The following is a 14574-nucleotide window of genomic DNA, read 5'->3' as shown; positions in this document are numbered from 1 at the left end:
CGGTGTCACGGGACAGGGTCCCGATGTCGTGGTCCTATCCGGCGGACCGGGCTGTGTCCACTACCTCGAGGATGACGGGCTGGCACCTCGCGGAATGCGGGCGTGGTACCCGCCGCGCAGCACGACATCCGCCCGCCGTGGCCCCTGCGGCAACTCGCAGCCTTGATCCCGGATGGCAGATTCGAAGAACTACCCGGAGTCGCCCACAACCTATGGGCGACCGATCCACACGTGTGGGTCGACCTCGTTACCAGAACCTGCCGCGTGCACACACGATCACCCGTCTCAGGGTGAAAGGAACGTTTGCTTCGTGCCGAGTGGCGATCATCGGTCCGAGCAATGCTGGCGCACTGAAGGACCATCGCGCCGTCGGCCGGACCGGCGCCGGGTGCGTCGCCGACACGGACGCCAATCGGGCGCCTGCGCTGGCAAGTGCCCGGCAATCGGGATCGCGGGGTGGCCGAATCATTGCGGCGACATGGCGGCCCAGTCGTATACTCACGTCATGGCGGGTGAACCGTCTTCCACGGACTCCCTCGTGGCGCCAGTACTCGTGGTGCAGACGAGGGAACGCGTCTATCGGCTACGCGCTGGTGACGTCTACAACGTCGGTCGCGATCCGGCCGCCGACGTTGTGGTGAACGATCCGCGCGTATCTTCGATCCACGCAGTTCTGGAGCTGGGTGCCGAAGGCTGGGAAATCGAGGATGTCGGCAGCCGCAACGGCACCTTTTTCGACGGGCGCCGGGTCAATCGGATGGTGATCGACCACGACGAGACATTCCGGCTCGGGCACTCCGTGGATGGGGAACAGCTGGCCTGCTCGCCGGAGGCGCCGCCGGGCGGCGAGTCCGATCGCGATACCGGTGGCGAAACGCTGATCGTCCCCGGCCGTAGCCTCGCCGAGGAAGCGACGGTCACGCAGTTCCCGTCGAGCCTGCCCCGGCGATCTTCGCGATCGTCGCGGATGCTGCGGCCCCCCAGCGAGGTCGTCCGGATCACATCCGACAAGCTTCGGATCGGACGTGCCGCCGACAACGACGTAGTCGTGCCCGACCTCCTGCTCTCCCGCCATCACGCCGAACTGCACAGGACCGACGACGGCCGGTACCGGATCATCGACCTCGACAGCCACAATGGCACCTACGTCAACGGCTCTCGGGTCGATGCTGCGGACCTCGCCGAATCCGACTTGATCGGCATGGGGCACACCACCTTCCGGCTCGTCGGCGACGAGCTGCGCGAGTTCGTCGACACCGGTGACGTATCGGTCTCGGTGCAGAACCTCATCGTGCGCACGCCTGAGGGCAAGGTGATCCTCGACGGGGTGAGCTTCCCCATCCCGCAGCGCTCGCTGGTGGGGGTAATCGGCCCCAGCGGAGCGGGCAAGTCGACGCTGCTCGGCGCGATCACCGGATTGCGGCCCGCGACGGAGGGGACGGTCCGCTACGACGGACGCGACCTGTACACCGATTACGACGAACTCCGGCACCGGATCGGGCTGGTCCCGCAGGAGGACATCCTGCACAACCAGCTTCCGACGCGGCGTGCGCTGCTCTACGCGGCCGAACTGCGCTTCCCCGGTGACACCCGCAGCGAGGAGCGCGAGCAGCGGGTCGATGAGGTCCTCGACGAACTCGGCTTGGCGCGGCACGCCGATACCCGCATTGATCGGCTCTCGGGCGGGCAGCGCAAACGTGTGAGCGTCGCACTGGAGTTGCTGACCAAACCGTCCCTGCTGTTTCTCGACGAACCGACCTCCGGCCTCGATCCGGGCCTGGACAAAACGGTCATGGAAATGCTGGCCGAACTGGCGCACGACGGGCGGACCGTCATCGTCGTCACGCACAGCGTGGCGAATCTCGATTCCTGCGACCGTCTACTGGTCTTGGTGCCCGGCGGTCGACTGGCCTATTACGGACCGCCGACGGAGGGGCTGCTGGAGTTCGCACAGCGCAGCTGGGCTGATGTGTTCCAGGCCTTCGATCGCGAGCACGAGCGCGACTGGGCCGGTGAGTTCCGGACGTCGCCACGCTTCGAGAACTACGTGGCGGTCGGGCTGACCGACGATATCGGCCCAGCGGAAGTGCACCCACCGGCGCCGCCGCCCGCGCAGCAGTCCAAACTCGCCCAGCTCAGCACCCTGTGCCGCCGATATCTGGCGGTGATCGCCTCGGACCGAAGCTATTTGGCTCTCCTCGGCGTGATGCCCCTACTGCTCGGTGGCTTGATCGCTGCAGTGCCGTCGGGCCAGGGATTCGCCGGGGCGCCGGGATCCAATATCGATGCCGCGACCAAGCTCATGATTCTGGCATTCGGCGCATGCTTCGTCGGCACCGGAAACTCGATTCGCGAGATCGTCAAGGAACAGACGATCTATCGCAGAGAACGCGCGGCAGGCCTGTCACCAGGGGTCTACCTGATGTCGAAACTGCTGGTCCTGGGCGTGATCACCGCCCTCCAGTCGACGGTATTGGTGCTGATCGGCACCATCGGCGTGGATATGCCCCCCAAGGGGCTCTTCACGTCGGTCGAGCTGGAGTTGATCCTGGCGATGGCGCTGCTCGGCATCGCATCGCTGGCATTGGGCTTGCTGGTGTCGGTATCGGTGAACACCTCGGAGAAGACACTGCCGCTGCTGATCGTGCTGTCGATGGCACAACTGGTACTCACCGGCGGGCTGGTGCGACTCCCCGGCACACCCGTCCTAGAGCAACTGGCGTACATATCACCGGCCCGTTGGGGGTTCGGCGCCGGAGCCGCCACCGTCGACCTCGACACCCTCTCACCGCATGAGGGCGCGGCCGACCCGCTGTGGAAACACACCATCGGCACGTGGCTGCTCGACATGGGAGTCGTCGCCGGGCTGGGGGCCATCTTCCTGGCGCTGGCCTGGTACCGCCTGTACCAGCTGCGTCCACGGCGGCGCGGTGCCCGCCGCGCGATCTGACGCCCAGGACGTCCGCCGCAGAAGCTGGCTAGGTTGCCGTGGCGGGACGACGGGGCGGGGTGCAGCAGCCGACCGCACAGGGTGCACCGTTTACGGTGCAGCCATAGCCCGGGATGTCGCCGAGGCGGCGCGGCGAACTACCGGCCAGGTGCTCGTTGATCAATTCGACGACCAACCGGGCGAAGCGGGGATCGGTGCCGGGGGTGGCGGCCCTGGCGAACGCCATGCCCAGCTCCTCGGCCTTTTCCCTGGCTTCGTTGTCCAGATCCCAGATGACCTCGAGGTGATCTGAGACGAACCCGACCGGGCAGACCACGACCGCATCCACCCCCTTGCCGGACAGCTCCTCGAGATGATCGACGATATCCGGATCGAGCCACGGGATCTGCGGTGGACCGGAGCGGGACTGCCACACCAGGTCATAATCGGTGAATCCCGTTGCGGCGGCGCACAATCGGGCGGCCTCGGCAACCTGGCGGCTGTACAGGCGGCCACCATCGGCAGGCGGCCCCGCGGAAATATCGGCCGATACCGGAATCGAGTGCGCGGTGAACACCAGTCGAGCGCCGTCCCGGCGCTGCACGGGCAGAGCATCCACCGCGGCACGAATGGCGGCGGCGAATGCCTCGATCAACAGCGGATGGTCGAAGTACTGCCGCAACTTCACCAGTTCCGGCGCATCCGGCCCGAAGGCCGCCCGCGCCCTGCTGATGTCCTCGTCGTACTGCAGACAGCCGGAGTACCCGCCCCACGCCGAGGTCGGGAAGACCAATGCCGACCGCACACCGTCGGCGGCCATCCGCGCGACGGTCTCCTCGACCATCGGGTTCCAGTTGCGGTTGCCGAAATAGACCGGCAATTCGATTCCGGCACCGGCCAATTCGCGCTGCACCGCGGCAATGATGTCGCGGTTGAGCGCATTGATCGGTGAGACACCCCCGAAGTGCAGGTAATGCTGCGCGACCTCTGCCAAGCGTTCGCGCGGCACGCCCCGCCCCCGGGTGACGTTCTCCAGGAACGGCATGACGTCCTCGGGACGCTCAGGGCCACCGAACGACAGCAGCAGCAGGGCGTCGGCGGCCCGAACCACGGTGTCTCCCTTCGAAATACGTCAGTTGATCGACATGTTCTCCGGGAACCAGGTGTTGTGGCTGGCTCCGCCGTCGACGTAGATGATCGAACCGGTGGTAGCGGGCAGCCAGTCCGAGAGCAGCGTGACGATCGACTTCGCGACCACGGTCGGGTCGTCGACATCCCAGCCGATCGGCGAGGCACCATCCCAGTAGGTGTTGAGCTGGTTCAGCTTGGCCGCATCATCGGTCGCGGTGCCCGCGATGGCCTTGGCCGCGAGGGTCTTGATCGGTCCGGCGGCGATCAGATTCGAGCGAATCCGCTTGGCGGTACCGACCTCGCGCGCCACATAGCGGTTCACCGACTCCAGCGCGGCCTTGGCCACACCCATCCAGTTGTAGAACGGCATCGCGGTGCGCGGATCGAAGTCCATGCCGACAATCGAACCGCCCTCGTTCATGACCGGCAGCACGGCGCGCGCCAGCGAGGCGTAGCTCCAAGCCGAGATCTCGAACGCCTTGGCCGCATCCGGGCCGGGACCGTCCAGGAACGGACGCGCCTCCGGACCCATCAGCGTGCGCGGCGCAAAGGCGATCGAGTGCAGCACGCCATCGACGCCCTCGGGCGCGAGCTCACGCACCTTATCGGCCAGCGCGCCGAGATCATCCTCGCTGGTGACATCGAGCGGGATGGCCGGACCAACCTCTTGCGGCAGCCGCTTGGCGATCCGATCGATCAGCCGCAGCCGCTCCGGAATACCGGTGATCAGCACCTTCGCGCCCTGCTCCTGCGCGACCGCGGCCGCGTGGAACGCGATCGAGGAATCGGTGATGATGCCGGTGATCAGTACGGTCTTGCCTTCGAGCAATCCGCCCATGGGTTTTCGGTTCTCCTGTGGTCGAAGTTCGTGGGGTTGCGCGACCGCCGAGGCGGCGCACCGTTTTCGGGTCGGCTCAGTGGCCCATGCCCATGCCGCCGTCGACCGGGATCACCGCGCCGGATACATAGCGCGAATCCTCGGAGGCGAGGAAGCTGACCACGGCCGCGACATCTTCGGGCTCGCCGAGACGCTGCAACGGAATGAATTTCTTCGCCATCTCGCGCAGATCGTCGGGCAGCTCGGCGGTCATATCGGTCTCGATGAAGCCGGGAGCGACGACATTGGCGGTGATCGAACGCGAACCGAGTTCACGGGTGACCGAGCGAGCCAGACCGATAACACCGGCCTTGGATGCGGCGTAGTTGATCTGTCCGGCTTGACCGGCAAGGCCGACCACGGAGCCGAGGAAGATCATCCGACCCCAACGCGCCCGCAGCATGGCCCGGTTCGCGCGCTTGGCGCAGCGGAACGCGCCGGTCAGGTTCGCATCGATGACCTTGGTGAACTGCTCCTCGGTCATCCGCATCAGCAGGGTGTCGTCGGTGATGCCCGCATTGGCGACCAACACCTCGACCGGCCCCTGATGCTGCTCCACCTCGGTGAAGGCGGCATCGACCGAGTCACTGTCCGTCACATCGCATTTCACACCGAACAGACCGTCCGGAACCCCCGACCCGCGATGCGTGACGGCCACCTTGTGCCCATCGGCCAGCAGACGCTGCGCGACCGCGAGGCCGATGCCCCGATTACCGCCGGTCACCAGGACCGACCGGGATGTGATGTTCGACATGAAGACCAACCTATCTGTTCGGGTTCGTGCGCCACGCCCCGGCCACATGCAGTGCGCTATGCGGCGCCGGGCGCGTCGCGACGGCGGACATTGACGACTACGGCAGGCGTTGACGATAGAGCAAGCCGGTAACCACACCGGCAGCGACGACCAACATGCCCAGCAAAAGCCATGGTCGACTGGCATCGCCCCTGGTCATCTCGAAGCCGATCTGCTCTTCGAGGGTGTCATAGACAGCGGTCAACTCGGTCAGGCTGGACGCGGTATAGAAGTCACCGCCGGAGAGTTTGGCGATCTCGCGCAGCGCATCGTCGTCGACAGGCACCTTGACGCGCTGAGCGCCCTTACCGTCCTGGTCCGGGATCTCCACCGTGCCCCATGAGGTGCCGAACGAAATCGTCGACACCGGAACGCCTTTGTTCTTCGCCAGGCGGGCCGCGGTGAAACCGTGCCGTGGATTGTCGACATCCTTATCGTCGGGCACGGTCTGCTTACCGTCCGACATCAGCACGATGCGTGCAGGCGGCGGCGTTTCCGCACCGCCGAGCACCGTGGCAATGGTGTCGATCGACTGCAACGCGGTGAGAATGCCCTCACCGGTTGCGGTGCGCTCGGCGAGTTTGATGTTGTCGATAGCCGCCTTGACGGCCTCGCGATTCGTCGTCGGCGGCACCATGACCGAGGCGGTGCCCGCGAAGGTGACGAAGCCGAGATTGATACCGGGCGGCAGTCCGTCGACGAATTCCTTACCCGCCTTCTGCGCCACCTTCAGCCGCGACGGCGGCACATCGGTGGCCTCCATGGACAGCGAAACGTCCATTACCAGAACGACTGTCGCGCGATTGCGCGGCACCTTCTTGACCGCGGTCGGCCCCGCGGCCGCGATGGTGAGGAAGACCAGACCGATCAGCATCAACGCAATCGGCACATGCCGGATCGGACTCGGCCGCGACGGGGCGACCTTCTCCAGCAGTTCCATATTGCTGAACTGCAGCATGTGCCGGTGGCGACTGCGCTGTACGAGGATATAGCCCAGCGCGATCAGCACGACGACGGCGAGGAAGCCCAACCAGATCAGCGCGGTGAAATGCGAAATACTCACTGGCGCGGCGCCCGTCCGCTCGGGGCGCCGAACGCGTGGCGCCGGGTGGACACGAACCGGACCACATCCGAGATCCAGTCCCGATCGGTCTGCAGGGTGAGCACCGGTGCGCCGCAACTGCGCAGCGCCTGTTCGACCCGAACGCGATGGCGCTGGGCGGCGGCCGCGAAATCGGCGCGCAGCGCAGGAGTCACGCTGAATTCCCGGGTTCGCCCGGTCTCCGGATCGTGCAACACCACATCACCCACATCGGGCAGCGACAGATCGCGCGGATCGAGCACCTCTACCGCGAGCAGATCGTGGCGCGCGGAGATGGCGCGCAGTGAGCGCTGCCAGTTGATGTCACCGAGGAAGTCGCTGATGATCACCGCGAGTCCGCGCTTGCGCTGCGGGCGGCGCAGCGATTCGATCGCCTCGCGCAGATCGCCGCGCACACCGTCGCGGGCATGCGGCGTCGTCGCGATCTCGCGCAGCATCGACTGCGCGTGCACCCGGCCGCTGCGTGCGGGAATGCGCGTCAACTGCTCACCGGTCGCGACGACCGCGCCGATCCGATTGCCACCGCCACTGGTCAGGTGGGTGATCGCCGCGGCGGCCGCGATCGCCAGATCGCGCTTCTGGCACAGCGCGGTGCCGAAGTCGAGGCTGGCCGACAGGTCGACCACCATCCAGGTCTCCAGTTCCCGGTCCGCGATCATCTGCCGGACATGCGGATGAGTGGTGCGGGCGGTGACCGACCAATCCATCTGCCGCACATCGTCGCCCGGCTGGTAGGTCCTGGCCTCGCCCGGTTCCGAGCCGGGGCCCGGGATAAGTCCGAGATGATCGCCGTGCAGCACACCGTCGAGCCTGCGGCGCACGGTCAATTCCAGCGTTTTCAGCGCCGCCGTCAGTTTCGGATCGGACAATTCACCCGATCGGAAGGACGGCGGTGCGTGGGATGACATCGGCACTGGTGGAACCGGATCCGATGCTGAGGTCACTTCGGCTGGTTATTGCTGGCGACCGGGGACATCTGCGCCACCGGCGGCTGCGGCACCGCATCCTGAGGTGCGGGCGGCTGCGGAATCGCCGAGCCGTGCGGCCCCATCGCGGGCGGAGCGGCCGGAGCCGGTGCGGCCGCGGCGCCCGGCGCGACCGCCTGCGGCGCGACCTGCGGCAGGCCGACCGTCTGCAGCACCCGCTTGATCACATCGTCCGGGCTGATCTCGTCGGCGAGTGCGTCATAGGACAGCACTAGACGGTGGCGCAGTACATCCGGAATCACCTCGACGACATCCTGCGGCACCACATAGTCGCGGCCGCGGATCAGCGCAACGGCGCGGGCGGCGGCGATGATGCCGAGGCTGGCGCGCGGCGACGCGCCGTAGGCGATCCAGCTCGCCACATCCTGCATGCCGAAGTCGGCGGGCTTGCGGGTCGCCGCGATCACCCGGACCACGTAGTCGACCAGCGCGTGGTGCACGAAGGTATTCGCGGCCACCTGCTGCAGCCGGATCAGCTCGACGGGTTCCAGGATCGGCTTGGCCTCCGGCGGGGTGACACCCATCCGGTAGATGATCTCGCGCTCTTCCTCCACCGACGGGTAGTCGACGACGACCTTGAACAGGAAGCGGTCGCGCTGCGCCTCGGGCAGCGGGTACACGCCCTCGCTCTCGATCGGGTTCTGCGTCGCCATGACGAGGAACGGATCGGGCATCGGGTAGGTCTTGCCGCCGATCGACACATGCCGCTCGGCCATCACTTCCAGCAGCGCAGACTGCACCTTCGCGGGCGCGCGGTTGATCTCGTCGGCGAGGACGAAGTTCGCCACGACCGGACCGAGTTCGGTATCGAATTCCTCGCGACCCTGGCGGTAGATCCGGGTACCGATGAGGTCGGTCGGGACCAGGTCGGGGGTGAACTGGACGCGGGAGAACGAACCGCCGACCACCCTGGCGAAGGTCTCCACCGCAAGGGTTTTGGCGATACCCGGCACACCCTCGAGCAGTACGTGGCCACGCGCCAGCACCCCGACGAGCAGCCGTTCGACGAGCCGATCCTGACCCACGATTACGCGCTTGACCTCGTATATCGCCTTCTCCAGGGTCTGGACGTCACGCTCCAGGGTGCTGGATGCGGGAGCAGCGGCCGCTTTCGCCAAATTTGCCCCGCTCACACCGTCCGTCGAAGTCACCAACATCCCCGCTTTCGCTTTGGTCCTGTGCGTGCTGCCACAACTATTCCAGGTGATGGCCGCATACGCCGCAACGGGACCCGAGATCACGGCAAATCAACAGATTCGCGCGTCGGGTTCGCGGCGTACGGCCCCAGCCTAGGGTCAGGTGACGATCCGCACCGCGTAAGGCATGATGCCGCCCTCACGCACCGGAGACACCCGCACGACCTCGCCGGATTGCGGCGCCTCGACCATCTTGCCGTTGCCGAGGTAGAGCGCGACGTGTTCGCTGCCGTTCGGCCCCCAGAACAGCATGTCGCCGCGGGTGCGCTGACCGACGGGCACCCGAGTGCCCGCGTTGTACTGATAGCCGCTGTAGTGCGGCAATGACACGCCGATTCCGGCGAAGGCGTAGATCATCAGACCCGAGCAGTCGAAGCCGACCTTGTCGTAATCGCCGTAGCTGTCGGCGACACCGCCGTCGTGGATCCCGAGAGTCGGCCCGTCCTCATCGCCGCCGCCCCAGGCGTAGTCGACACCGAGCTGCGATATGGCGCGATCGACAACGGTTTCGACGGCCGCGGAGCCGCCGATGGACGGCATGTTCGGCCCGGTCGCCCGCGGCCGGGTCTTGCGCGGTGGCGGCGAATCGTCCAGCTGGACGTGTGGTCGCCTACCCTCACCCGCATGCGCTGCGCGCTCCTTCGCGGCCTGATCCTGCGCGGCCCGCGCGGCGGCGGCCGCGGCGGCCGCGCGCACGGCGGCCTCCTCGGCCTTGCGCTGCTCGTCCCAGGCCAGATAGGCCTCGCGTTGTCCTTGCAGCCCGGCCACATTCGCACGCGCGAACTCCAAACGTCCCTGTGCCGATGTGCGCTCGCGCAGTAGGCCCTCTCGCTGTGCGGCCTGCTGATTCTGTTCGGCCTGCACCGCGGCGACCGCATGCTCGGCGTCGGCCTTCTTCTGCTCGGCTGCTGCGGCGGCCGCGTCGGCGACCGACTTCGCTTGCCGCGCAATGGAATTCCTATTGCCCTGATCGATCTGAGCGCGGCGCAACGAGTCCAGTACCGACTGCTGGTTCTTCGACACCAGGGTGAATATCTGAGCGCGGCCGAGTGCGAGGTCCGGATTCGCCGAGGACAGATATGTGACCACCGAGGTCGCCGCGGGCCGGCTGTAGGCCTGCACCGCGAATTGGTCGAAGTTGCGGCGGGCCTGTTCGACCTGGGCTCCGGCATCGACGAGTTCGCGCTGGGTATCCACGACCGCGGCGGCGGCCACATCGGCGGCATCGCGCGCGTCCTGCAGATCGACAAGGGCCTTATTGACCGCTTCGCGTCTCTGGGCGACCACGGCGTCTAGTTCCTGCAGCTTCTGATCCGCGGCGGCAACCTGGTTGATCAGCGCGCCGACCTCGCTCACTCCGGCATCGACCTGCGCTCCGGCATCGGCGATCTGGCTGTCGCTCGGGTTGGGTGGGGCAGGCGGCACCGCGGTAACGGGTCCGGCCGTGACGAATAGCGCCGCGGTGACCAGCAACCCCAGAGCGACCCACAGTGGACGCTGAGAACCGGCTACGCCGACGTTGCGCATCGCACCTCCCAAAGGACCCGATTCGGCTTAACCTCACGAGCCCCCTGCGAACCATCCCGCTCAGTGGTTGACAGATAGCTCTCTCAACACTCTTTCCCCATCAGGATCATTCGAACCGTACGACACATCCTTCACCAATGTAACTCCAGCAACAGAAATACAGCCGCGAAATTTACCCATTGCCGCAAGATAGCCAGACGGGCATGAGGATTTGGTCGGGAAAAACGCACCGACTGTCAGGAAAAGTTGCTGAACGGAAACCCGTTATGAAGTGGAGCCCAGGTCGTCGTCGCGCCCCAAGACCCCTACCGGCACAGACTCCCCAGCAGGCCGGCGAGACTTGATCCAATAGAGTCCGCCGACCAAGACTGCCGTACCGACGAGCAACACACTGGTGATCGCGGTCCAGGAGAACGTCTCCGGTCGCTCCAGCTGATCGACGAAAAGCTGCGCCGCCTGCGCCGATTGCCCCTGCGTGCTCTTGGAAAAGTCCTCGGCCCGTTCCAGCTTCACCCGGCTGATCGAATCGCTATAGGTGCCGACCCAATCGTCGCTGAACACCACCACGGTTCCGTGCTCGGTCTTGCCGATCTCGGTGGCCAGGTCACGTAGATTGGAGTCGTGGCCGGGATTGCCGGGAATCACCACGATGCTGAGCTCGATGCCATGGGCCCGAGCGTCGGCGACAACCGCCTCGAGTGCGTCCTGATCCTTACCCTTCGGGGTGGCGATGTGGTTGTCGACCACATCCTCTTTGATCTGAACCAAGGTCTTGTCGTCGATACCAGGCGGCAGTTCGGCGCGCATGGGGGTAAGAACCGAGGTGTACGAGACGGTCATCTTCCATCCGGTCTGTCGAGCCGCATCGGGACGCGAGGCGACGGGCATACAACACTGCGGGATCAACCGGTGCCTGCCCACCGGTCGTCCCGACCAACTCGCAAGCACAGTACGCGACGGAGTGTCGCAGCACCTTCGGGCGGCGCGCCGAACGGCACCCGCGCGTTTCACAGGACAAGCGTACTGTTAGGCTCGAAGGCGCGAGGAGCCAGTACCTTCCAGCGCTGGAGCCCTCCAAAGACGTAACCGTAGCGACCGCTTTCGGGTCGCTCGGAAAGACCGGCCATCGGCACAGCCCCGCCGATGGCCACCCTCACAGACGAGTGGAGCTGACGTGACGACAAGTATCGATACTTTCGGCGCCAAGGGCACCCTCGAGGTCGGAAGCAACTCCTACGAGATCTTCCGTCTCTCGGCCGTGCCGGGCACCGAGAAACTCCCCTACGCACTGAAGGTCCTCGCGGAGAATCTGCTCCGCACCGAGGACGGCGCCAACATCACCGCCGATCACATCCGCGCCATCGCGAGCTGGGATCCGTCGGCTCAGCCGAACACCGAGATCCAGTTCACCCCGGCGCGGGTGATCATGCAGGACTTCACCGGTGTGCCCTGCATCGTCGACCTGGCCACCATGCGTGAGGCCGTCGCCACCCTCGGCGGCGACCCGGACAAGGTCAACCCGCTCGCCCCCGCCGAAATGGTCATCGACCACTCCGTCATCATCGACGTATTCGGCCGTGCGGACGCCTTCGAGCGCAATGTCGACATCGAATACCAGCGCAACGGTGAGCGCTACCAGTTCCTGCGTTGGGGCCAAACGGCTTTCGACGATTTCAAGGTCGTTCCGCCGAGCACCGGCATCGTGCACCAGGTCAATATCGAGCACCTGGCCCGCGTCGTCATGGTCCGCAACGGCCAGGCCTACCCGGACACCTGTGTCGGCACCGACTCGCACACCACCATGGTCAACGGCCTCGGCGTATTGGGTTGGGGCGTCGGCGGTATCGAGGCCGAGGCGGCCATGCTGGGCCAGCCGGTCTCCATGCTCATCCCGCGCGTCGTCGGCTTCAAGCTGACCGGTGAGATCAAGCCGGGTGTGACCGCCACCGACGTCGTGCTCACCGTCACCGATATGCTGCGCAAGCACGGTGTGGTCGGCAAGTTCGTCGAGTTCTACGGCAAGGGCGTCTCCGAGGTGCCGTTGGCCAACCGCGCCACCCTGGGCAATATGAGCCCCGAATTCGGTTCCACCGCAGCGATCTTCCCGATCGACGAGGTGACCGTCGACTACCTGAAGCTGACCGGCCGCTCCGATGAGCAGGTCGCGCTGGTCGAGGCCTACGCCAAGGAGCAGGGCCTCTGGCACGACGCCGATAATGAGCCCGCGTACTCGGAGTACCTGGAGCTGGACCTGAGCACCGTGGTGCCGTCCATCGCCGGTCCGAAGCGTCCGCAGGACCGAATCCTGTTGTCGGAGAGCAAGACCGCCTTCCGCAAGGACATCCACAATTACACCAATGACGCGGAGAGCGGTCCGGCCGCCGCGACGCCGCACACCCACCTGGACGAGGCCATCGAGGAGTCCTTCCCGGCCAGCGATCCGGCGGTACTCTCCTTCGCCGAAGACGACGCCGTGCTGCCCTCGGCCGCGAACGGCGCGGTTGGTCGCCCGTCCAAGCCGATCAAGGTCTCCACCGAGGAGTACGGCGACTTCGTGCTGGACCACGGCGCGGTCGTGGTCGCCTCGATCACCTCCTGCACCAACACCTCCAACCCGTCGGTCATGCTGGGCGCCGCCCTGCTGGCCCGCAACGCGGTGGAGAAGGGCCTGACCCGCAAGCCGTGGGTGAAGACCTCGATGGCCCCGGGCTCGCAGGTCGTCAACGGCTACTACGAAAAGGCCGGCCTGTGGCCGTACCTGGACAAGCTGGGCTTCAACCTGGTCGCGTTCGGTTGCGCCACCTGCATCGGCAACACCGGTCCGCTGCCGGAGGAGATCTCCAAGGCGGTCAACGACAACGACCTGAGCGTCACCGCGGTGCTTTCCGGCAACCGCAACTTCGAGGGCCGCATCTCCCCCGACGTGAAGATGAACTACCTGGCTTCCCCGCCGCTGGTCATCGCCTACGCGCTCGCGGGCACCATGGACTTCGACTTCGAAAACGACGCGCTCGGCACGGACACCAACGGCAACGAGGTGTTCCTGAAGGACATCTGGCCCTCGCCGCAGGAAATCCAGGACACCATCGACCGGGTCATCTCCCGCGATATGTTCCTCGAGGACTACAAGGACGTCTTCAAGGGTGACGAGCGCTGGCGTTCGCTGCCGACCCCGGAGGGCAAGACCTTCGAGTGGGCCGAGGAGTCGACCTACGTCCGCAAGCCTCCGTACTTCGAGGGCATGCCGCAGACGCCGGAGCCGGTCACCGATATCAAGGGCGCGCGTGTGCTCGCGCTGCTGGGCGATTCGGTCACCACCGACCACATCTCCCCCGCGGGCAACATCAAGCCGGGCACCCCGGCCGCGCAGTACCTGGAAGCCAACGGCGTCGAGCGCAAGGACTACAACTCCTACGGCTCGCGCCGCGGTAACCATGAGGTGATGATCCGCGGCACCTTCGCCAACATCCGGCTGCGCAACCAGCTGCTCGACGATGTCTCGGGCGGTTACACCCGCGACTTCACCCAGGACGGTGGCCCGCAGGCGTTCATCTACGACGCCTCGCAGAACTACCAGGCCGCGGGCATCCCGCTGGTCGTGCTGGGCGGCAAGGAGTACGGCTCGGGTTCCTCGCGTGACTGGGCCGCCAAGGGCACCTCGCTGCTCGGCGTGAAGGCCGTCATCACCGAGTCCTTCGAGCGCATCCACCGCTCGAACCTCATCGGTATGGGCGCCATCCCGCTGCAGTTCCCGGCCGGTGAGTCGGCCGCGTCGCTGAAGCTGGACGGCACCGAGACCTTCGATATCGAAGGCATCACCAAGCTGAACGAGGGTGTGACTCCGAAGACCCTGAAGGTCACCGCCACCAAGGAGAACGGTGATGTGGTCACCTTCGACGCGGTGGTCCGGATCGACACCCCCGGTGAGGCCGACTACTACCGCAACGGTGGCATCCTGCAGTACGTGCTGCGCAATATGATTCGCGGCTGATCGACTGTGCTGTAGTGAACATCTGAAGAGCGACGTGTATGG

The 14574-nt window shown here is 66.0% G+C and carries 10 protein-coding genes; 2 read left to right on the top strand and 8 right to left on the bottom strand.

Annotated features, from left to right (window positions below; genetic code table 11):
• The first annotated feature begins 505 nt into the window (after positions 1–505).
• Positions 506–2950: an FHA domain-containing protein gene (locus ABZW16_RS19155; RefSeq protein ID WP_354957254.1), complete on the top strand. Its 2445-nt coding sequence runs from the start codon at positions 506–508 to the stop codon at positions 2948–2950.
• A 28-nt stretch (positions 2951–2978) separates the two neighbouring features.
• Here ABZW16_RS19155 and ABZW16_RS19150 read toward each other — a convergent pair whose 3' ends face one another.
• The 8 genes from ABZW16_RS19150 to ABZW16_RS19115 all read right to left on the bottom strand — a co-directional run bounded on the left by ABZW16_RS19150 (position 2979) and on the right by ABZW16_RS19115 (position 11381).
• A complete protein-coding gene (locus tag ABZW16_RS19150) occupies positions 2979–4040 on the bottom strand; it encodes a ferrochelatase (RefSeq protein ID WP_354957253.1) in 1062 nt (353 codons plus the stop codon).
• A 21-nt stretch (positions 4041–4061) separates the two neighbouring features.
• Positions 4062–4898, bottom strand: a complete 837-nt coding sequence (gene inhA, locus ABZW16_RS19145; RefSeq protein ID WP_354957252.1) for an NADH-dependent enoyl-ACP reductase InhA — start codon at positions 4896–4898, stop codon at positions 4062–4064.
• 76 nt (positions 4899–4974) lie between these two features.
• Entirely contained in the window at positions 4975–5691 is a 717-nt protein-coding gene (fabG1, locus tag ABZW16_RS19140; RefSeq protein ID WP_354957251.1) for a 3-oxoacyl-ACP reductase FabG1, read from the bottom strand.
• 97 nt (positions 5692–5788) lie between these two features.
• A complete protein-coding gene (locus ABZW16_RS19135; protein ID WP_354957250.1) occupies positions 5789–6793 on the bottom strand; it encodes a VWA domain-containing protein in 1005 nt (334 codons plus the stop codon).
• The gene (locus ABZW16_RS19130; RefSeq protein ID WP_354957298.1) at positions 6790–7740 is read right to left on the bottom strand and encodes a DUF58 domain-containing protein; all 951 of its coding nucleotides are present in this window, start codon (positions 7738–7740) and stop codon (positions 6790–6792) included. The genes ABZW16_RS19135 and ABZW16_RS19130 overlap by 4 nt, the downstream gene beginning before the upstream one ends.
• Before the next feature lie 32 nt (positions 7741–7772).
• The gene (locus ABZW16_RS19125; protein WP_354957249.1) at positions 7773–8975 is read right to left on the bottom strand and encodes a MoxR family ATPase; all 1203 of its coding nucleotides are present in this window, start codon (positions 8973–8975) and stop codon (positions 7773–7775) included.
• Positions 8976–9113: 138 nt separating this feature from the next.
• Positions 9114–10541 carry an NlpC/P60 family protein gene (locus ABZW16_RS19120; protein WP_354957248.1) on the bottom strand — a complete coding sequence of 476 codons (1428 nt, stop codon included), beginning with the start codon at positions 10539–10541 and terminating at the stop codon, positions 9114–9116.
• Positions 10542–10805: 264 nt separating this feature from the next.
• Complete coding sequence (locus ABZW16_RS19115; protein ID WP_354957247.1) at positions 10806–11381, bottom strand: DUF6676 family protein; 576 nt, start codon at positions 11379–11381, stop codon at positions 10806–10808.
• Positions 11382–11715: 334 nt separating this feature from the next.
• On the opposite strand from ABZW16_RS19115, the gene ABZW16_RS19110 reads away from it, so the two are divergent.
• The gene (locus tag ABZW16_RS19110) at positions 11716–14532 is read left to right on the top strand and encodes an aconitate hydratase (protein WP_354957246.1); all 2817 of its coding nucleotides are present in this window, start codon (positions 11716–11718) and stop codon (positions 14530–14532) included.
• The last annotated feature ends 42 nt before the right edge of the window (positions 14533–14574 follow it).

Source organism: Nocardia sp. NPDC004604 (assembly GCF_040609795.1).
Taxonomy (GTDB): Bacteria; Actinomycetota; Actinomycetes; order Mycobacteriales; family Mycobacteriaceae; genus Nocardia.
This window is presented reverse-complemented; position numbering and strand designations above follow the sequence as displayed.